The sequence below is a fragment of the Adhaeribacter arboris genome (assembly GCF_003023845.1).
Classification (GTDB): Bacteria; Bacteroidota; Bacteroidia; order Cytophagales; family Hymenobacteraceae; genus Adhaeribacter; species Adhaeribacter arboris.
On record NZ_PYFT01000001.1, the window covers coordinates 1,520,191 to 1,540,692 of the forward strand.

15 protein-coding genes are annotated in these 20,502 nt (G+C 43.1%); 5 read left to right on the forward strand and 10 right to left on the reverse strand.

All coding sequences use genetic code 11. The features are described from left to right. Window positions 1-171 precede the first annotated feature (171 nt). From AHMF7605_RS06350 to AHMF7605_RS06360, 3 genes are all read right to left on the reverse strand, one after another. Window positions 172-1,065, reverse strand: coding sequence for a glycoside hydrolase family 16 protein (locus AHMF7605_RS06350; protein ID WP_106927540.1), 894 nt, complete (start codon window positions 1,063-1,065; stop codon window positions 172-174). Between the two features lie 388 nt (window positions 1,066-1,453). Next, window positions 1,454-2,758, reverse strand: coding sequence for an MFS transporter (locus AHMF7605_RS06355; protein ID WP_106927542.1), 1,305 nt, complete (start codon window positions 2,756-2,758; stop codon window positions 1,454-1,456). A 206-nt stretch (window positions 2,759-2,964) separates the two neighbouring features. Beyond that, window positions 2,965-3,963, reverse strand: coding sequence for a 2-dehydro-3-deoxygalactonokinase (locus AHMF7605_RS06360; protein WP_106927544.1), 999 nt, complete (start codon window positions 3,961-3,963; stop codon window positions 2,965-2,967). A gap of 517 nt (window positions 3,964-4,480) precedes the next feature. Here AHMF7605_RS06360 and AHMF7605_RS06365 point away from each other — a divergent pair. The 5 genes from AHMF7605_RS06365 to AHMF7605_RS06385 all read left to right on the forward strand — a co-directional run bounded on the left by AHMF7605_RS06365 (window position 4,481) and on the right by AHMF7605_RS06385 (window position 11,782). Beyond that, on the forward strand, window positions 4,481-5,506 hold the full coding sequence (locus tag AHMF7605_RS06365; RefSeq protein WP_106933368.1) for a LacI family DNA-binding transcriptional regulator: 1,026 nt from the start codon (window positions 4,481-4,483) through the stop codon (window positions 5,504-5,506). A 68-nt stretch (window positions 5,507-5,574) separates the two neighbouring features. Continuing rightward, the gene (locus AHMF7605_RS06370; RefSeq protein ID WP_106927546.1) at window positions 5,575-6,816 is read left to right on the forward strand and encodes a mandelate racemase/muconate lactonizing enzyme family protein; all 1,242 of its coding nucleotides are present in this window, start codon (window positions 5,575-5,577) and stop codon (window positions 6,814-6,816) included. Window positions 6,817-7,141: 325 nt separating this feature from the next. Continuing rightward, on the forward strand, window positions 7,142-8,503 hold the full coding sequence (locus tag AHMF7605_RS06375) for an enolase C-terminal domain-like protein (protein ID WP_106927548.1): 1,362 nt from the start codon (window positions 7,142-7,144) through the stop codon (window positions 8,501-8,503). A 574-nt stretch (window positions 8,504-9,077) separates the two neighbouring features. Next, the gene (locus AHMF7605_RS06380) at window positions 9,078-10,535 is read left to right on the forward strand and encodes a glycoside hydrolase family 140 protein (RefSeq protein WP_106927550.1); all 1,458 of its coding nucleotides are present in this window, start codon (window positions 9,078-9,080) and stop codon (window positions 10,533-10,535) included. 254 nt (window positions 10,536-10,789) lie between these two features. After that, complete coding sequence (locus AHMF7605_RS06385) at window positions 10,790-11,782, forward strand: hypothetical protein (protein ID WP_106927552.1); 993 nt, start codon at window positions 10,790-10,792, stop codon at window positions 11,780-11,782. 314 nt (window positions 11,783-12,096) lie between these two features. On the opposite strand, the gene AHMF7605_RS06390 is transcribed toward AHMF7605_RS06385, so the two are convergent. From AHMF7605_RS06390 to AHMF7605_RS06420, 7 genes are all read right to left on the reverse strand, one after another. Beyond that, complete coding sequence (locus tag AHMF7605_RS06390) at window positions 12,097-12,528, reverse strand: nuclear transport factor 2 family protein (RefSeq protein ID WP_106927554.1); 432 nt, start codon at window positions 12,526-12,528, stop codon at window positions 12,097-12,099. 202 nt (window positions 12,529-12,730) lie between these two features. Beyond that, window positions 12,731-13,759 carry a mannonate dehydratase gene (locus AHMF7605_RS06395; RefSeq protein ID WP_199200204.1) on the reverse strand — a complete coding sequence of 343 codons (1,029 nt, stop codon included), beginning with the start codon at window positions 13,757-13,759 and terminating at the stop codon, window positions 12,731-12,733. A gap of 5 nt (window positions 13,760-13,764) precedes the next feature. Beyond that, window positions 13,765-13,890, reverse strand: coding sequence for a twin-arginine translocation signal domain-containing protein (locus AHMF7605_RS06400; RefSeq protein ID WP_106927556.1), 126 nt, complete (start codon window positions 13,888-13,890; stop codon window positions 13,765-13,767). A gap of 182 nt (window positions 13,891-14,072) precedes the next feature. Beyond that, on the reverse strand, window positions 14,073-14,795 hold the full coding sequence (locus AHMF7605_RS06405) for a mannonate dehydratase (protein WP_199200205.1): 723 nt from the start codon (window positions 14,793-14,795) through the stop codon (window positions 14,073-14,075). A gap of 26 nt (window positions 14,796-14,821) precedes the next feature. Next, a complete protein-coding gene (locus tag AHMF7605_RS30125; protein ID WP_199200206.1) occupies window positions 14,822-15,256 on the reverse strand; it encodes a twin-arginine translocation signal domain-containing protein in 435 nt (144 codons plus the stop codon). Window positions 15,257-15,344: 88 nt separating this feature from the next. Further along, entirely contained in the window at window positions 15,345-16,949 is a 1,605-nt protein-coding gene (locus tag AHMF7605_RS06415; RefSeq protein ID WP_106927558.1) for a SusD/RagB family nutrient-binding outer membrane lipoprotein, read from the reverse strand. 47 nt (window positions 16,950-16,996) lie between these two features. After that, on the reverse strand, window positions 16,997-20,425 hold the full coding sequence (locus tag AHMF7605_RS06420; protein ID WP_233218963.1) for a SusC/RagA family TonB-linked outer membrane protein: 3,429 nt from the start codon (window positions 20,423-20,425) through the stop codon (window positions 16,997-16,999). Window positions 20,426-20,502: the final 77 nt, after the last annotated feature.

The window sequence follows — 20,502 nt, forward strand, 5'->3', positions numbered from 1 at the left end:
TTATTCTTAAATATTAAAACTATAGCCTCTATCTTAAGTTAGCAGAGGCTACTTTACTACATGGAGCTATCAAAAAAATTTCGAGTTGATTTCTGTCGGGGATTTTAAATAACAATTCACAAAGGTTTTAAAATACCCTTAGTAGAAGCTTTTATTGAATTTTTACTCTTTTTACCGCTTCGTTACTTTTACCCAATCCACTAGAACTTTGCCCTGGCCATCTTTAATCTTCTGAACGGTGGCTTCCGGAATGCCATTATAAGGAGTTTTCACGCCGTTGGTTTTAAAAGGGTAGGCCCCGCCTAAAGCCAGGTTAACGATCAAGTATTTAGGATTGTCGAAAGACCATTTACCGTAATGTTCCACCATGGGGCGGGTAGCCCGGTACACAATTGCATCATCTACCTTAAATACCAAGGAATCTTTGGTCCAATCTACCGAGTAAACGTGCCATTTGGTAATGTCGTTACCGGGTTTTAAAAACCCTTTGTTCACCAGCGGAGTTTCGCCGGAATAACCCGGACCGTGCAAGGCTATGCCGGTCCAGTCCGGTTCGCCCACATTTTCCATAATGTCTATTTCCCCAATGTCGGGCCATTTTCCGTCTCCCATGGCCCAGAAAGCCGGCCAAAATCCTGCCCCTTCCGGTAATTTCATGCGGGCCGAGGCTGTACCGTACTGAAATTCTACTTTTTTGCGGGTATCCATCCGTCCCGAAAGAAAATCAAACTTTTTTCCGTCTTTCGTTACAAATCCCGGACTATATTTAGGCTCAATCACCAGCACTCCTTTATTCGCTCCGGCAGCTTCTGTTTTATGCGATATATAAAGGGTAGCGGAAGAATCTACGTAGGCTTGCTGTTCGTTATTAACGTGAAACCCGGTTACAACTACATTCCACTTCGAGCGATCAAGTTTAGAACCCGAAAAATCATCAAAAAAGACGACTTTCTGGTTACTAGCTTTTGGCTGGGCGGATTTAATTTTTGTTGCTTGGGCATAAACCGATATGGAACCTAATAAAATGAAACCGGTAAGAACTAATTTATTTTTGGATACAATCATTAATAGAAAGTGAATTTTATAAGCGAAAATACTAGAGAATCTAAATTAGGCATGGGCGTGTTTAAAGAAGGCTTATTATAAATTTCTTCTTGATCACCATTATAATTCTGCTCATATTTAGAGGCATAAAATTAAGCACAATTAGCTATTCAGAAATACAGCAATAAGTAACGCTACACTTCTGCTACTTAAGTACTACTTCAATTCTACTTCAAACTGCAATAGACGTATTTATTAGTTAATCTGGTTAATAGAAATACACGTTTTAATCAACTTTTTAAATAAGCTATCTGAAGCTATTGGAACATGGCAATAAGAAAATACCCTGAAATCAAAAAGCTAAACTTACCAATGTTTGCATTTTAAAAGCAAAGCTGAGATAAGTTATTTAAGCCAGTTGGTATGCCTCCACCTGCTTCGCTTTGCGGGTAAGTAAATGGATAATAATCCAGGCGGTTAAATAGGTAAAGCCGCAAATGGTAAACAGCAAGTTATAACCCGCAGAAATATTACCCTGCGCTTTATAACTATCGAGTAAATATCCTACCAATATCGGAAAAAAAATACCACCTACGGCTCCGGCCATGCCCCCAATGCCTACCACGGAACTTACGGCTTCTTTCGGGAACATATCCGAAGCGGTCGTGAAAACGTTGGTGGCCCAGGCCTGGTGTACCGCCACCGCTAAACTAATTAATCCTACGGCCACCCATACATCCGTCGCGAACTGAGCCAGAATAATGGCTAATTCTAAAATGGCAAAAATAAATAAAGCGGTTTTCCGAGCTTTTAAAGTAGGCATTCCCCGTTTTATCAGGTACGATGAAAAGTAACCCCCGCCAATGCTACCAACCGTAGTAGCCGCATAGATTATCATTAAAGGCAGACTTGGTTTTTTTAAATCTAAATGAAAAGTAGAGGCAAAATAAGAGGGCAGCCAGAACAAGAAAAACCAGAAAATAGGATCGATTAGGCCTTTGCCGGTAATAAAGGCCCAGGTTTGCGGGAAAGTAAATAATTTATACCATTTAATAGAACCGGCATCCGACTGAATATTAGTTTCCAGATCTTGTCCGGAAGTAATATAGTTTAACTCAGCGGTGGATAAACGTTTCTGCCGGGAAGGTACTTCGTAAAAAACTAACCAGAAAATCAACCAAACAAAACCTAATGCCCCCGTAATCCAAAAAACTTCCTGCCAACCGTAATATCTTAAAATCCAAGGTACAATTAATAAAGCCATTACTACGCCAATGCTGGTGCCGGCATTAAAAATACCGGTGGCTTTTGCTCTTTCACTCTTCGGAAACCACTCGGCTACGGCTTTCATGGCCGCCGGAAAATTTCCGGCTTCGCCAACACCCAAACCCAACCGGGCTATACCAAACCCAAACGCACTGCGGGCAATGGCATGCAGCATTGCGGCAACGCTCCATACCACCACGGTAATAGTGTAACCTAGCTTGGTACCAATTTTATCTATTACCCGCCCCGAAACTAAGAGACCAATAGCATAAGCGGCCGTAAAAGCCATTACAATGCGGGCAAAATCAGTTTCCGTCCAGTTAAATTCTTTTTCGAGAGTAGGCTTTAATAAACCAATTATTTGGCGGTCCAGGTAATTAATGGTAGTAGCCGTAAATAATAGTCCTACTATAACCCAGCGGTAGTTCCCCATTTTAATACGCGGCATAAAAGTATGTTCTGGCTTTTATTTAACAGCAAATAGTTAATAGACTCACTTAACTTTAGAACTTAATGATTTATTAAACCTGGTCCAATTTCTAGCTAAACCATTCCCGCATTCTAATTACCTCTAGTCATCGCTAAGCTTCAAAATCCATTAGAAATTACAGGCATTGCTTTCCAGCATAGTGGTGAGTTATGTATAATTTCTGATCAGATAGGAGTGAGCTGCTGCTCAAATATCCGGACTTGCCCCACCATGGCCGCTTTGTCAATTATTTCCGGCGAAACAACAAGGGTTTGGTCCGTTAACTGCAGTTCTTCTATGGCTCTTTGGTAAAAAGGATACAAATTACTTCCGCTACTTAAAACTATTTGCGGCACAGTTTTTTGTTGCAAGCTTCTTAATTCGGTACCAATCAATAAGCCACTTAAATAAAAAAAATTTTGCGCTTTGGTAAGGTGGTTAAATAGTTGATTCGTCCGGACAGAAAATAAGGTATGCAGAATAGTAGCTTTGGCAGATTCCTGAACTCCTCTACTAAAACCTTCCCAATCTGCCTCGGTTAACTTTTCTTGCTTTGGATTTTTAATGGAGTTTTTTAAAATACTGTGCTGGGCTATTAAATTAAAAAACTCACCCGTCATATAAGTCTGAAAATTTATGATCGCGTTGTTTTGTACCTGGATGTGCTTGGAATGAGTACCCGGAAAAACAAAAACTATTTCTTTTTGCTTGCTATCCGGCAAGTTCATTAAATGCACTAAGCCAATCAACTGAGTTTCTTCACCCCGCATTACATCGCGTTGATTTCGGACCCCTGAGATTAATACGGTTTCGTGCGAAAATTCGGGTTGTTTCTCAAATGACCTAACAGTAGCTTTACTACCATCTAAAGCAAAAGGCACCTCTGCATAGGCAAGTTCTTCCAGACCAATGGAGGAAGATGCCATCCCCGATAACACCACCGGAATATTATTTAAGTCAACTCCCAGTTTAGTAGCTAATACATTAATTTGCTGCTGTAACTTCTGCAGAAAGAATTCTTTCTGCGAAATATTCTTATCCGTACTTTCTTTCCAGGCATTATAGGTGCTGGCAATCCCTTCTTGTCCGGAAACTTCGTCTATAATCTGCAACTCCTGGGTATTTACCCAACTTAAGCGCAAACTAGACGTGCCCCAATCACAGCATAGTAAAGTATTTCTCATGAAGATATGAGTTGGTAAAATAAAGCCGGTACGTATTAATTAGTCCGGGAAAATAATTCCGAAAGAACCTTGAATGGTTTGTAAACTTACTTAAATTTTGAAGTGAGTATTCTAAGGCTACCTTTCTCTTTCCTCACTTAAAACGGAAAGCAATATAATTCGCTTAATCGTTAAAACAAATTCTTCCTAAAACTTTATAAAAACCTTGATTATTGCTTTACTCAATCCAAATTAACTGAAATATCAGCTAAAAACTACTTACATACTATCTTTTCTGACTTCCTATTTTTCTATTTTTTAAATTTGAATGTTCAACTCTAAAATCCTGCTGGTAAAATTAAGGTGATTATTATTGAAAATTTTTCAATAAAGTAAATTTATCATTAAAAAATTATTTGAAAGTACGATTAAATAAATACTTAATTTATAAATTTTTAAAATAAGCTATTTTTTTACTTTTTTGTTTAAACGATTAACCTTATGTTTGATTTGTGTTTCCCCAACAGCTGTTTACCAAGTGAACAAAAAAGTTTCTTTAAAGGACATAGCTCAACAAGCTGGGGTTTCTACAGCTTTAGTGTCTTATGTTTTAAGTGGGAAAGAAAAGGAAAGCCGGGTTGGACAAGAAATCGCTTCTAAAATTAAAGAAATTGCGCACAAATTAAATTACCAGCCCAACCACCTGGCTAAAAGTTTAAGGAGTGGAAAAACGCATACTATCGGTTTAATTATAGCGGATATTTCGAATCCGTTCTTTGCTAATATTGCCCGGATTGTAGAAGACGAAGCCAAAAAATTTGGGTATACCGTTATTATTGGCAGCTCCGACGAAAACTCGGAGAAATCCTGGGATTTGTTAAATGTTCTGCGCCATCGCCAGGTAGATGGTTTTATAATTGTATCCTCCGAAAATTCTCAAAATCAAATATATTTCTTAAAAGAACAACACCTACCTTTTGTTTTGCTGGACCGGTATTTTCCGGAGATTCAATCCGATTTTGTATCGATCAATAATTTTAAAGCAGCGTACGATGCCGGTTTACATTTAATTAAAAACGGCTACCGCCGGATTGGTTTTATTGGTTACAAATCTGAGCTTTTCCACATGCAGGAAAGAATCCGGGGATACCAGCAGGCTTTAAAGGAAAATAACCTGATCGCCAAAAAAAACTGGTTGAAAAGAGTTAGTATTCAGCAAATCGAGAAAGAGGTAAGAACTTCCATTGACGAGTTGATGGCTGCTGACAATGCCGTTGAAGCGATAATCTTTGCTACGTACAGCTTAGCGGTAAATGGTTTAAAGTACCTAAACGAATTAAAGTTAAAGGTGCCAGCCGATGTGGCCATTGTTAGTTTTGGCCAAGCGGAGGTATTTGATTTATATTATTGCCCCATTACCTATTTACACCAGCCCATTAGCGATTTAGGCAAAACCGCAGTAGAGTTATTAGTCAAAAAATTAAAGAATCCGGAAGAAGGAATGCGGCAGGTACTAATGGAAGCAAAATTAATAAGCCGGGAGTCTTCTGAAGCTAAAAGTTAAGTTTTATTTGATTTTTGCTTAATCGATTAACAATATTCACTAATCTATTTAAATTATTTATCAGTATTATGCAAAGAAGACACTTCTTAAAGTCAGCTATGCTCGGTTCTGCGGCCATGTTGGTAGGTTTTCCTCTGATGAAAGCAGAAGCAGCATCGAAAATGAAAATAACGAAGATCCGGTATTACAGCGCTCCCGGCTATAACAAACCTTTGTTTAACCAGGCGCGAGGCATCGTGGAAATTGAAACCAGTGGTGGCATTATCGGCATTGGCGAAGGCGGTTCTAAAGATATGATTGAGCAATGCGCGCAAATGATGATCGGGGAAGATCCTTTTCGGATTGAACATATCTGGCAAACCTTGTACCGGGGCATGTTTTACCCACCCGGCCGGGAAAAGCTGCATGCTTTAGGTGCCTTGGAAATGGCGCTGTGGGATATTAAAGGTAAAGCCTTAAATGTACCAGTTTATGAGTTGCTCGGCGGCGCTACCCGCGATTACGTAGAATGTTATGCTACTGGTTTTCGGGCCTCCAAAGCCAAAGACGAAGACCAACGCGCCCGGGATTGTATTGAAGCCGGTTTACGCGCTTACCGAATTGGCCCCACCGGCGGCAATGGCGATACTCCTTTTGATTTTTACGAAAACGCGAAGAAAACCATTGCGTTTTGCCAAAGAATAGATGCCGCGGTGGGCGGTTCCGGCAAGTGGGCCATTGACTTACACACCCGTTTTGACACCCCCGAAGCTATAAAAATATGTACCGCGCTAGAACAATTAGAGCCTTTTTTTGTGGAGGATCCCATTCGTTCCGAAAATCCGGAGGTATTTAAAACGCTTCGCCCCATGCTCAAAGTACCTTTAACCGTAGGCGAACAATTTGGCGACCGTTGGGATATAAACGCTTTAATCGAACAGCATTTAATTGATTATTCCCGCGTTACCTTGCCCAATACCGGAGGTATTACTGAGTTTAAGAAAATTGTAGCCCTTGCCGAAACCCATTATGTGGGCATGATCCCGCATTTTACCGGGCCATTGTCTACGGCAGCTTTAGTGCATGTTTTAGGTTCGAGCAGCCCCATTCGCGCCATGGTAGAACTGGCGGGCGGGGAACCGGAAAAAATACCTTACTTCAACGAAGATTACGTAAATTTTAAAAATGGCAAGCTCTACCTCAATCCCAGTCCGGGTTTGGGAGTAAAGTTCAACCCTAAAAAAGCCGATTTTGTAATGGAGATTACCACTAATACCAAATTTCCGCATCCCATTCTGCATAGCCCGGATGGTGCCGTGCATAACTGGTAATCCATTAAAGTACATAACCGAAAGCTTCTTTCGGCCAATTAGCTATTCTAAGCAGGAAAGCCGAACATAAATAGACTTTAATAAGGAGTTAGAGCCATTCCTAAAACTTAGAGAAGATTTTATTCGTCGCCTGAATTACCCCATAGCGAGTTGGTCGTGAACCAGGCCCATGTAACCAAAGCCCTTAACCGGCAAAGACCGAATAATCTGGATAACCGGGTATAGTGGAATAAAAAAATTATAATGAATCTATTTCCCGGAGCCAATGAAAAAGGCTCCTTTGCTTTTCTTTATTAAATATTTTAAATAACAAACACCCCTACAAATGGAAGAATTAGACAAAGACGTACTGGAAAGCCGCAGAGAACATTTAAAAAAAATAGGCTTAGGCGCAACTGCCGGGATATTAGGTTTATTTGGCACGCCGGAATCGCGGGCTGACCAACGGGTTACTCCGGCTTATGCCAAAGGCATGAAGCCCGTTAAGATTAAAAGTGTAAAAGCCATTGGTACAGCTCCCCAAGGTTCTAACTTAATCGTAGTAAAAGTAGACACCACCGAACCGGGTTTGTATGGTTATGGCTGTGCCACTTTTACCCAACGGGCCGAAGTAGTAGTAACTGCCATTAATAACTACCTGAATGATTTATGTACCGGCAAAGACGTCGACAATATTGAAGATGCCTGGCAATCGACTTACGTTAGTTCTTACTGGCGCAACGGACCGGTGCTCAATAATGCTTTGAGCGGATTAGATCAGGCCCTGTGGGATATTAAAGGCAAAAGAGCCGGTATGCCGGTGTATCAACTACTAGGGGGCAAAGTGCGCTTCGCGGTTCCTTGCTACACCCACGCTAACGGCAAAACGCCCGAAGAAACCGCCGACGACGCGAAACGGATTATGGACAGCGGCTTTAAATACGTACGGGTGCAGCAAGGTGGCTACGGCGCTACGGCTATCTCCTCTAAACCCGATTTTAAAGATGCCGGCTTTGGTGGGGCGGATGATCAATACATGAACCAAACCGCCTACCTGAAATCGGTACCGAAACTTTTTGAAACGGCCCGAAAAGTGTGCGGCGAAGAAGTAGAAATACTCCACGATATTCACGAACGGCTGGACCCGATGGATTCCATTAACCTGATTAAAGCTCTGGAAGACTATCGGCCCTTCTTTATTGAAGATCCTTTTTCGCCCGAAAATCCGAAATGGTTTAAAATGCTCCGGGAGAACACCACCGTACCGATTGCTATGGGTGAGTTGTTCAATAACCAGAACGAATGGAAAGAAGCCATGATCAACCAATGGTTCGATTACATCCGGATTCACGTGTCACAAATTGGTGGTATTACGCCGGCCATGAAAGTAGCTCGTTTAGGCGAATGGTTTAACGTAAAAACCGCCTGGCACGGTCCGGGTGATGTATCGCCGGTTGGACATTCGGCTCAATGCCACATGGATTTGGCCATTTGGAATTTTGGTATTCAGGAAGCCGTGAGCTTTAATGACAAGACTTTAGAAGTATTTCAGGGTTGCCCTACCATGAACAAAGGCTACATGTCGGTGAATGAAGTACCTGGTTTAGGAGTAGAAGTGAATGAGAAAGCAGCGGCAAAATACCCTATTTCCAACAAAGCGGGTAACTGGCAAGTACGTAAATTCGATGGCACTATCATCCGGCCTTAATATAGAGGTCGTCGGTATTCCTTACGGCAATTTTATAAGTATACTCTTTCCCGAACTGCAAAAACATACGCAATCATGTTAGAACTACAGCACCTGCAACCCTGGTTTTACTTGTTATTCGCTTGACTTTGCCGCTTATTTGATTCTATCATTTTAATAATTCCTCCTAAATAAAGAAGTAAATTTGACGAAAATTCTTTGCAAACTAAACGCCCAGGGAGGTACTCCCGCTTAGCCTTATTACCTGCTTAGGAATTTGCCGCTGAAAGAACCCGCTGGTTTGATTTAGTTCGCCTGGTAATGGTAGAAGCCGCGAATGATAACAAAAACCCTAATGATATGGCACCAATTAGAGGAAGCACCAAAGAAGATTACACTTCCCCGCTACCGTTCTCCGAAACTATATTGAACTCGAATTTACCGTAAAATACCAGTCTCTCATTAGGTAAAATCCATTATGTTCATTGGGAAAGCTCTAAAGTTTAAGTAATTTCTACTTTTAAAACAGGATTTCTGAGAAAGCCACTCCCTCTTTCAGACACTTCTGTTTTATAACTAATCTAAATTCGTCATTATGAGAATAAAGTCTTTTTACCTTGTTATTTTAGGTTGTTTTATCTGCTCCGCTATCCAGGCCCAAATGCAGGTAAGCGCTAACAATCGGTACTTAACCAATCGAAAAAACCAACCCTTTTTCTGGTTAGGCGATACGGATTGGGAGTTATTTCACCGACTTACCCGCGAAGAAGTTGAACAGCTTTTAGAGACCCGCCGACAACAAGGTTTTAATGTCATACAGGCGGTTGCCTTAGCGGAATTTAACGGCATCCGGGAGCCTAACCGATACGGCGATGTGCCGCTCGTAAACGATGATCCCACTAAATTAGCTATAACTCCCGGGGCCAACCCTGCAAACGCGGAGCAATACGATTACTGGGACCACGTCGATTTTGTGATTAAATCCGCCGCTAAAAAAGGCTTGTACATTGGTTTATTACCCACCTGGGGCGATAAAGTAACTCCGAAGTGGGGCGAAGGTCCCGTGGTATTTAATCCGGAAAACGCCGAAGTATATGGTTCTACGCTGGCTAAAAGATACAAAAATCAATGGAATGTAATCTGGATTTTAGGCGGCGACCGGCCGGCAAAATATAAATCGGACCGGGAAGGTCAAATGAAAGAATACGATCAAGTACCTATTTGGCGGGCGATGGCTCAGGGTATCCAAAGCGTTTGGGGCAAAGAAGCTTTCATCAGTTATCATCCGTCCGGCGGTTCTAATTCTACGTCGCAGCAAATTCACAACGAGGATTGGCTGGATATGAACGCTTTTCAATCCGGCCATGGCGCCCGGGAAGCACCCGCCTGGGATTACGTAACCCGCGATTTAGCCCTTACTCCCCCGAAGCCTACTCTGGATATGGAACCTTGTTACGAAGACCATCCGGTAAATCCCTGGGATGGTAAATGGACCCGGGTCCGGGGTTATTTCACGGCCTACGACGTAAGAGCCCGCATTTACCGGGGAGTTTTTGCCGGGGCCTGCGGCGTTACGTATGGGCATCATAGTATCTGGCAGTTTGTAAATCCTAAACTGTATAAAACCATTAACCTGGGCGATACTTTAATCACCTGGCAACAAGCTGCTTTGGCTCCCGGCGCCAGCCAAATGCAATATTTGAAAAACCTGATGTTATCGCGCCCTTATTTCTCCCGGATTGCCGACCAAAGCTTGATTTTATCGAATAGAGGAAGCACTTATTTGGATGTAGTTTCTGCTACCCGCGATGAAATAGGCGCTTACGCCATGGTTTATCTGCCCCAAAACAAACCGGTTACCATTGACTTATCTAAAATTTCCGGACAGGCCAAAGCCATTTGGTGGTACGATCCGCGGACTGGAAAAGCAACCCCTGGAAAAACAGTTAAGGCAAATGACAAACAAACTTTTACGCCGCCCGCCGAAGGGAAAGATTGGGTCTTGGTAATTGATGATGCTTCTCGGCAATTTAAAGCTCCGGGCAAAATATAGATAGTTATACAAACAAGATAAATCTTCTCTAACAACAGTTTGTAATTCTGGTGCCGGAATAAAGAGTTCAAATTCAAATAGAATCAGGTATTAAAAAGAAATGTTAGTAATACAAGTTAATTCTAATCCAAATCGGAGAAGAAAACTTGTTAGAATGCAACTTTATGTATTTTTACAAGAACCTAACGCTAAATACAGTAAATTCATTCATAATTTTAGTATTGTTAATATTGCTTAAAACTTAAAATAACTTCATGAAGAGATTAATCTTTATTTTTTGGTTATTTATAGGATTAACCAGCTTTGTACTCGTAGCGGATTTTCCAGCAGCCGAAATCAAAAATGAATCTATTAAAGCCAAGCTCTACTTACCCGATGCTCAACGAGGCTATTATCAGGGAACCCGGTTCGACTGGTCCGGCGTGATACCCAGTTTGGAATTTCAAGGTCACCAATACTTTGGGCAATGGTTTGAGAAATACGACCCCAAAGTACATGAGTCTGTTATGGGGCCGACGGAAGAATTTATGGTAGTGGGTTATGATGAAGCGAAGCCCGGCGACACTTTTCTTAAAATTGGGGTAGGTTCCCTGCGCAAACTCGACGCTGCTCAATATTTCTTCGCGAAATACTACGACATTGTGGATCCGGGAAAACGGACCGTTAAAACAAAATCGGACCGGGTTGAATTTACGCACGAACTAAAGGATGCGGCCGGTTACTCTTATATCTACCGCAAAGTAGTGCGGCTCGTAAAGGGTAAACCTCAACTAGTACTGGAACACAGCCTTAGAAATACCGGCCAAAAAGCCATTGCCACCAGCGTGTACAATCACAACTTTTTTACCATTGATAACGAGCCTACCGGCCCCGGCATCGAAGTTAAGTTTCCGTTTAACGTGCAGCCAGCTGGTAGCACCCGCGGCTTTGGCGACATGGTGCTGGCCGATGATAGTAAAATAACTTATACGCGACAATTAAACAAAGGCGAACAAGTATTCAGCAGCAGTTTAGAAGGTTTTGGTACCAGTGCCAGAGATTATGATTTCCGGATTGAAAATCGCAAAACCGGGGCCGGTGTTCGCATTACCAGCGACCAGGCTATCCAAAAAATAGTTTACTGGGCCTGCTCCACTACCTCGTGTCCCGAACCTTACATTGCCATTAACGTTGCTCCCGGACAAGAAGTTAAATGGCAGATTAATTATGACTTTTATACTTTCCCCAAAACGGCCGCCACGCGTTAATGAATTATTAATCCAGAGCAGCAGGCTTATGGCTTTCGGGAAGCGGCGCTCCCGCTCTCTAAACGGGAAAAAAGTGTTTGCTTTTAGCAAACAAAATAAAGCTTGAACTGCCAATGGAGCAATAAAATCAGCCGGGTACCGGTATTCGCCCCTCACTTAGATGGCTATCGCTAACTTTCCGTAATGGAAATTGGCCTGGCCGGCTGACACTGATCGGAGAAAACAACCCCAATAAAAGAGCCGGACAATTATACTTTGTCCGGCTCTTTTTATACGAAGCACTACAACGGAAGCTGCAGATTTAGAAATAAGAACTAAGTTAACTTTGTGGCTTGCCGGGCAATTAGTTTCCATTTTCCCTGTTGTTTTTGCCAGATAAGCAACACTGCCAGCTTAGTACTGCCGGGGGTGCCGCCGTTATTGGTTTGAGCGGTAAAATTATGGCGAACAATAGCTGTATTTCCTACCAATTTTATAGTTTGGTCCGTTACATCCATGGTCACAAAGTCATTTTCGCCGCTAACCAATACTTTAATAAAAGTAGCTTTGTCTTCTAATAATCCGTTAGAATGGCCATAGCTTAAATCGGCGGAGGTAACCTGGTCTAATATATTTTTATCCCCGGCCAGCATTCCTTTTCTTAAGTTAGCAACTGCTTCCGCCACGGCTTTTTCGTCCTTGGATTGGGCTTGGGTGCCTACAGATAACACTAAAAATGTTAAAATTACATAAAGGCTTTTTTTCATGCTGTGTTTCCGGTAATAAGATATAAGTAGTTGCTCGTTGTTCGCTTAATTAATCTATGAGGATCAGCAAGTTATCTCACCTGGTAGTCTACACTAACTTCGTCGAAGTACTTAATACTTTGAGAATTATAAATACAATACATAAAGCCTTCTGAGGAAAACATCCGGCAGTTGCTTTAGTTTAAAAAAGCTCCCCGTTTCATTAAGATTTTCTGGCGTTTTTGCTCACTGCTTCCATTAAACCGCGCATGTAACCAATAGCAAACAAATTACCTAAAGTCATATAGCCCGGTCGGGTATTTTCTTCGCCGGCCATGGTGGGCACGTGGTCGGGGCGGATAGCGCCTTTAAAGCCAATTTCGTAGTAGGCTTTCATGGCTTCGTACATATCAATCTGGCCTTCGTCGTGGAAAGTTTCGGTAAATTTGGTACTCGGCAAAACGCCGCTTAAATCCTGCACGTTGCGGAAATGCACAAAATGGATTTTACCGGCTTTGCCCCATCTTCTAATTAAGGAAGGAATATCTTTGCCCATTAAGGCAAAATTACCCTGGCATAAAGTAACGCCATTAAAATCACTCGGCATAATTTTTAACATTCGGTCGAAGCTTTCTACGGTATTCATAATCCGGGAGATTCCTTGAATGCTGTGTACCTGCGGGTCATCCGGATGCAAGGCTAACTTCATTTCTATTTTTTCGGCTTCCGGTACTACCGCTTTCAAGAAGTATTCCAGGTTCTTCCACATGGTTTCTTTGGTTACTTCGCCGTACTTGGTTAAAGGTTTGTTTTTAATATCGTCGTAATCAAAAGCCGTAACCAAAGCGCCTCCCCGGGCTGGCCGGTCCATTTGGGTACGGGCCCAGCTAATTACCGGCATCCAGTTATAACAAATAACATTTACCCCTGCTTTTTTTAAGTTTTTCATGAAGGTGATGAAGTTGGAAATTTCTTCGTCGCGGCCTTCTAAACCTAATTTTGTTTTTTCTCCCAAGGAAGGCGGACCTTCCACTACGGTATAATTTAAACCTACTTTTTTCCAGGCTTCTTTAACCCCGGCAATAGCCTGATATTCCCAGGGTTTTACATCGGTTAACCCGGTCAGTCGGGTATCAATACCCGCCACTGCACCCAGGGCATCCATCTGTTTAGCCAATTCGATTAATTGTTTATTAGCTTCAATACCGGCAAAGTAGGCCGTACTCATTTCCATGCCCGCATCTTTGGCCATAGAGTTTAAAACCGCATTGTTTTTTTAGTAGCAGCTAAAGCCGGAGAAGTAGCAGAATTTATTCCACCCAATGATATGGCTGCGGCCAGGGAAGCACTTTTCTTGATAAAGTCCCGACGATTATCTTTCATGAATACTTTTAATTAAAATGATGACAGAAATAAGTACAAGGTGTTCGTAAAAATAAAAATAGGTCGTTTTAGTAGGTAAGCATATAGGTAGAACAAGGTTTTCTTTTAATGAGTTTATCTTTATTTAATCCCGCATTTTACGAAAAAACAGATAATTTACCAACCTTCTTTTATTTTAAAGCTCAGGCACTTACCCCGGATTCCTTTAAAGATAACACTGCTTGCATCATGGCTTTGGTATAGGCTACATTGTAGGCCTGGGCGGCATAGCCGCCGCCACCCGGATACATATTTTTAATACCGCCGGGATGTTCTTTATCGTAGTCGAGTGCCCGCGGATGTTCGGGGTAAATACCAAATTTGTAACCTAGTTTAAAAATCTCCTGCATCACCGCAAACATATTTACCTGACCTTCATCAAAGAAAACTTCGGAGTACTTTACGTAAGGTTTCTCCACGGTAACATTGCGGTAGTGAATATGATTAATCCGATCGCGCGAACCCAGGTACCGGAAAACTTCAATTGGGTCTTCACCCATTTCGCGGGTAACGCCGCAGTCGTAGGTCATGCCGTTCGAAGGGCTATCTACAATTTGTAAGAGCCGCTGCCAATCTTTAAAAGTAGCCATAATTTGGGCGTGGCCGTGGCTGACCGGAATGGGTGGATCGTTGGGGTGTAAAGCCATCCGGACGCCAGCTTTTTCAGCCACCGGAATGACTGCTTTTAAAAAATACGTTAAGCTATTCCAGAGCATTTCGGCGGTTTGCGGGGTGCCTAATTTGGGATCGGTGGGCAGATTTTTTCCTTTTTCGTAATCAAAACTGGTGTTACCCGCTCCGCCGCGCGTTTTTTCTTCGTAATATCCTTCCATGAGCCGGTGAGCGTAAAAGTTATATTCTACCACCGGTAAACCCGCCCGGCCAGCGGCTACTAACGAATCCTGTATTTTTTTATTTCCTCATCTCTTCCTTCCCGGCCGTAAATGGTATTCGGGTGTTCTCCGATCATCATGTTTATTACCGTTAAACCTTCGGCTTTAAAGCGATCCATTATTTCCCGCAAACTTTCTACGGTCCAGGGGATAGGTGGGCCTCCCATTAACACATAATCCACGCCAATTTGCTTGATCTGCCTCATTTCGGCGACCAAAGCATCGCTGGAAACTCCTACCGTTAACCGGGGCATATTTTCCCCTATTTTAATGGGCCATTCGGCATTTTTAGCGGTATTTGCTCCGCCGGTGCGAACAGCGATAGCATTTTCTGCCTTTTCGTTTCCGGAGGAGGAGCAGCTACTTAAGCCTGCTACCGAGAGAGCGGCTAAAGCGGTACTTTTTTTTAAAAAATTTCTGCGGTTATCTTTCATAATGCTACATTTTTAATTTTAGCTGAACAGAAAATCTTTTTTAAGTTGCTTGGAAAAGCTTCATATACATTTTAAAGCCGCCTAAAGGTTATTCTTTATCCCACCAAACCCGGGTAGTATACAAATCCGGCCCCTGATTCTTAATGGCGTTTTCAACACTGGCCGCATTTAAAGATTTTTCCTCGAAAGAATACATCAAACGTCTTACCGGGGCTCCACCAGTGGCATTGAGCGCATAGTTAATTTGCTGCAGCGTAGGAACTCCGGTGCGCCGCCAGTTCGACCAGGCTTCAAAAAAGTCCAGGTACATGTAATGCGCCAGGTAAAATTGCGTGTGAATTTGTTGCATCATTTCCGGCATGCTGCCGGTTAAAGGATGCGCCGCGATATAGGTATCTATTTCTTCAGGAGTAATCGCCACATTTGCCACGCTGCTGTTCGGGTATAAAGTAGATGACTCCATGTTGGCCCGGATTGCTTTGTGGTAATGCTCCTGCGGTACGCCGGTTTCCCAACCACGCAGGGCAGCTTCGGCCAGCAAAAACTCTACTTCCGAGTAGCTTAAAATAATAGTAGGAGCCGAAAAGTTGGCAATAGTAGCGGTATTAGGCTCAGAGTATTCGCGCAGCAATTCATTTTTCCAACCCGGGATAACCGTGCCGATGGTATTGGGATCGTAGCCGTTGGGCAAGGCTTTTTGTAGTTCGATAGCCGTAGTCTGGGAAATTACCTGTCCTTGTTTGGCGTCAATGTTACCTTCCCATAAAGTCATGTAAAAAGGTATGCGGGGGTCTTGATTGACCTGCAATAAATCCAGAAAAGTTTTGCCCATTTTTACAAAGCCCAAGCCTTGGTTACCTTCCGGTAAACTTTCTCTTTTTAATTCGCGGGCATCCCAGTTCCAGGTATTTTCATTAGCCGAGATATGCGCCAGTTTGGCCATATCGGCGTTGCTTTGCATTACCCCACCCGCAATGGCTTTTTGAGCCCAAGTCTGCGCCATAGTCGGGTCAACTTTGGTTAACCGCATAGCTAACCGAAGCATTAAAGAATAACCAAATGCTTTCCATTTCGGAACGCTACCCGCGTAAATAACATCGGCAGCGCCAAACGAAGCTTTCGCAGCATCCATCTGGTTTATAGCAGCTTCCAAATCCTGCAGCATCCAAGGGTAAATGTCCGATTGTTTATCGTAAGCGGGTTTATAAATACCTTCCGGGGCGCCGGCGGCTTGTTTGTACGGTACGTCGCCGTAGGCATCGGTAACCCGGTGGAGGGCGTAAACTTTCCAGATTTTGGCAATGGCATTTTGATTAATCAGTTCCGGATTTCCTTCGGTTTCCCGGATCACAATCATTAATTCCCGCAAATGCGACGTATAAACCGTTTCGAAGAAATTACCGGTTTGGGCGTTTACCACTCCTTTTTCGCCGTACCAGAAATTTTGCAAAGTAGCGTGGTACTGCATAATCCCCGAAGCATATTTAATATTAGTCCGGTTACGGTCGGTGGTACCGGTTCCTACCGTGCGGATGATGCTATTGGTAAATAAAGGATCAATAGCCGGCTCGGTAAAGGAATTGGGGTTGATGTTCATTTCTTCAAAACCTTTGTCGCAGGCGGTTAAGAAGAAAACTGCTAAAAAGCCGGTTCTAAAAGTGAAGGCAGCTAGTTTACGTTTTATGTTGTTCATAGTATTCTGATGCTTTTTTGGATAAGACACTATTACCTTTATCTATTTTATAATCGCACGCTTAAATTAAAACCGTAGGTGCGCGTAGAAGGCAAACCAAAGTTTTCTAAGCCTTGCGCGTTGCCGCTGCTGTAATTAGATTCGGGATCGATGTTTTTGGTGCTGCGATAGAGTATTAGCAAGTTGCGGCCTACAAAAGAGATATTAGCCGACTGAAAAGGAGTTTTGGCTAACAATTTAGCAGGCAACGTATAGCCAATGTTGAAAGAACGGAGCTTGATAAAATCGGCCTTTTCGACAAATTCGCTGGTGATGGTGTTCCAGATGCCTTTGTAATACGTTTCGGCCGGAACGTTTTTCGTGAAGGCTTCGCCTTTTTCGTTTACCCCGGTAACGGTTACCCCGGTTTCTCTGACATTATTTTCAACGGTGCGTTTATCTAAACCAAACTGGGTTCCGTAAGCGCTAGTAGCCGAATAAATACTGCCCCCCCACCGGCTATCGAGTAAAAAGCTTAAATTAAAGTTTTTAAAGGAAAAATCGTTATTTAAACCTACGGCTAAAGGCGGTACTCCTTTACCCAAAGGCACAACCGGGCCGGCAATAGGCAAACCATTCGAGCTGTTGTAAATTATTTGCCCGTTGGCATTGCGGGAATACGTACTACCGGCAATCTGACCAAAAGGCTGCCCCTGGTAATGGGTAATCCAGCCGTTTTCGGTACGAGTAGTGGCACCCGGTAAACGCAAACTGGTTAAACCTAATTCCGGCGCAATACTAATAACTTCATTTTTATTATAAGCGGTATTTAAAGCCATGTTCCAGGATAAACCACTTTCGCTGGTAATCGGAGAACCACTTAACATTAGCTCAATGCCCCGGTTTTTCATTTTACCTACGTTCAAAGCCACGGCGGTATAGCCACTGGATTGCGGCAAAGTAGCATTTACAATATCGTTGGTGGTAGTCCGGTCGTAAAGAGTAACATCTACTCCCAGGCGGTTATTCAAAATTTTGGTTTCAATACCTACTTCGGTGGTGGTAGAGGTATAGGGCGTTAATAAAGTGGGTAAAGTGGGGTTGGTGACATTCATTAAGGTTTGCCCTAGATGCTGTTGTGATTGCGCCGAAAAAGTTTGGGTAATCGCGTAAGCCGTGGGTGCTCCGCCCCCTACCTGCGCCCAGGAAGCACGAATTTTAGCGTAATCTAACCAGCCGGGTTTAGTAGCCCAGGCATCGGAAGCTACAAAACTCAAACCCACCGAAGGGTAGAACAAACTGTTATTCTTGGGGTCTAAGGTAGAGAACCAATCGTTGCGGCCGGTTAAGGTTAAATACAAATAATTATTAAAATCAATATCGGCGGAGGCAAACAAAGAATTTATTCCTAGTTCACTGTAGTTAATAGCAAAATTCTGGCTTCTGCCGTTCGCAATAAAGTATTGGTAGGGCCGGTTAAACTGACCGCTGGAAAGGCTAAGGCCATCGAAAGTATTGCGCATTTGATTGCCGCCCGCAAAAACATTCACGGAAAAACGACCTACATCTTTCCGGAAACCAATGGTACCCTCCAGGTTGGTTTCGGATTGTACGCTCTGGTCGGTAGTCATGGAGCCGGGCTGGTTAAAGGCGAGTCCGGTTGGTTGAATGGCGTAAGCATCAAAGTTTACCTGGTCAATTCCGAAGCGGGCCCGCACATACAGCGCATCGGTAATATTGTAAGTAGTATTAAAAGAACCAATAAACCGTTTTTTAGTATCGCCGTTTTGTACTTTGTTAATGGCAAAGTACGGGTTGGTGGCGTATTCATAATCGCTCCATTTAAATTCGTTGCCGGTAGGTAAGTAGCCGGGCAATAAAGTTTCGATTGGGATATTGGTGGCCAATAATTGAGCGCCGGTATTCGGGTTTAATTGAAAATCCGCTAAATAGGTCCGGTTTTTTACGTCTTCGATATTGTACTGGGCGTTGCCTTCGAACACAATTTTCTTGGCCAGAGTAGCGCTGGCGCTCAGGTTAAAGGTTTTAATGTTCATGGTATTGTGCGGCACAATCGCTTTGTTATCCAGGTTAGAAGCTGAGAACCGGAAGCGGGCAATTTCATTACCGCCGGTCAGCGCCAGGGTATTCACGAAGTTGGTACCGGTTTGATAGAAATTTTTAAGATTATTTTTCTGCGCGGTATAAGGACGGGGCTGACCATCCGGTTGAATGACCGGTGAATTATCTAACCGGGCTCCCCACGACATGCGGCCGTTGGCAATGGCTTGCGCCTGCGTAGTTGGCGCGGCTCCCAACGAACCCGAACCATACTCGTATTGCCAATCCAATAAATTAACCGCTTGCTGCAAGGTATAATTGGTATTGTATTCTACCCCGATTCCCTTTTGCGCTTTACCCGATTTGGTAGTAATTAAAATGACTCCGTTGGCGGCCCGGGCGCCGTATAAAGCGGCGGCGGTACCTCCTTTTAGCACCGAAATACTTTCAATATCGTCGGGGTTGATACTGGCTAAGCCATCGCCCCGGTCTACGCCGCCAAAAGTACCCGCCGCACCTTGGTTATTATTCGTAATAGGCATGCCGTTCACCACATACAAAGGCTGATTTTCGCCGTTTAAAGAGCCGTTTCCGCGAATCACAATCCGGCTCGAACTGCCCGGACCACCCGATGTACCCGAAGCGGTAACCCCAGCTACGCGTCCAGCTAAGGCGTTACCTACATTTATTTCCCGGGCCTGGGTTAATTTTTCGCCGCCCACTTCCGAAACCGCGTAGGTTAAGGCTTTCTTTTCCCGCTTTATGCCTAAGGCCGTTACTACTACTTCATCTAAAGTTTTGGTATCGTCTAATAATATGACATTAATGGTAGCATTCCCGTTAAAAGGTACTTCTTTGGTAGTATAGCCAATAAAAGAAAAAACGAGCGTGCCGTTGTCAGCGGGCGCCGTAATAGAATAAGAACCGTCGGAGCCGGAAGCCGTGCCCGTGGTGGTTCCTTTTACTAAAACGGTTACCCCAGGTAAAGCTTCGCCGGTAGCCGAAGTAATTTTACCGGTAATGGTGGAGGCAACCATCCTCTTTTTGCTGGAAGCTAATACGGTATGAGTGTTATCGGCGGTAGGCACTAAACCACTGGTTTTTAATCTTTTCAGCACTATTTCGCCGCCGACTGGTTCAAAATCTATCCGTAAAGGAGTGAATAAGTCTGTAAGTACCTGGGCTAACTTTTTATTAGAAGCATTTACCGAAACTTTGCGGGTAGCATCAATTATTTGGGTACTGTAAATAAAATGAATACCGCTGCGATCTTCCATTTCTCTTAGAATAACGCTCAGTTCGGTTTTTTCTAATTTTAAGGTTATAATTTGGTTTAAGGCTGTTTTCGCTTTATTATCTTCGGCTAAAGCATTTCGGTCCACTAGCAAAAAAGTGACGGATAAAAATAATAATTTCAACCAGAGTCTTTTTTTCATAAGTATAATTTCCATAGGTGAGTTGATTTTTACGTTTGATTCAGGTAAAACAAGTGAGGCAAGGCAATAGCTTTCCA

Bases quoted from the DNA above. Each gene is read 5' to 3' on its own strand.
- AHMF7605_RS06355 (WP_106927542.1), bottom strand. From the start codon at position 2,758: ATGCCGCGTATTAAAATGGGGAACTACCGCTGGGTTATAGTAGGACTA.
- AHMF7605_RS06395 (WP_199200204.1), bottom strand. From the start codon at position 13,759: ATGGCCAAAGATGCGGGCATGGAAATGAGTACGGCCTACTTTGCCGGT.
- AHMF7605_RS06415 (WP_106927558.1), bottom strand. From the start codon at position 16,949: ATGAACAACATAAAACGTAAACTAGCTGCCTTCACTTTTAGAACCGGC.
- AHMF7605_RS06420 (WP_233218963.1), bottom strand. From the start codon at position 20,425: ATGAAAAAAAGACTCTGGTTGAAATTATTATTTTTATCCGTCACTTTT.
- AHMF7605_RS06380 (WP_106927550.1), top strand. From the start codon at position 9,078: ATGAGAATAAAGTCTTTTTACCTTGTTATTTTAGGTTGTTTTATCTGC.
- AHMF7605_RS06350 (WP_106927540.1), bottom strand. From the start codon at position 1,065: ATGATTGTATCCAAAAATAAATTAGTTCTTACCGGTTTCATTTTATTA.
- AHMF7605_RS06370 (WP_106927546.1), top strand. From the start codon at position 5,575: ATGCAAAGAAGACACTTCTTAAAGTCAGCTATGCTCGGTTCTGCGGCC.
- AHMF7605_RS30125 (WP_199200206.1), bottom strand. From the start codon at position 15,256: ATGAAAGATAACCGCAGAAATTTTTTAAAAAAAAGTACCGCTTTAGCC.
- AHMF7605_RS06360 (WP_106927544.1), bottom strand. From the start codon at position 3,963: ATGAGAAATACTTTACTATGCTGTGATTGGGGCACGTCTAGTTTGCGC.
- AHMF7605_RS06390 (WP_106927554.1), bottom strand. From the start codon at position 12,528: ATGAAAAAAAGCCTTTATGTAATTTTAACATTTTTAGTGTTATCTGTA.
- AHMF7605_RS06400 (WP_106927556.1), bottom strand. From the start codon at position 13,890: ATGAAAGATAATCGTCGGGACTTTATCAAGAAAAGTGCTTCCCTGGCC.
- AHMF7605_RS06375 (WP_106927548.1), top strand. From the start codon at position 7,142: ATGGAAGAATTAGACAAAGACGTACTGGAAAGCCGCAGAGAACATTTA.
- AHMF7605_RS06385 (WP_106927552.1), top strand. From the start codon at position 10,790: ATGAAGAGATTAATCTTTATTTTTTGGTTATTTATAGGATTAACCAGC.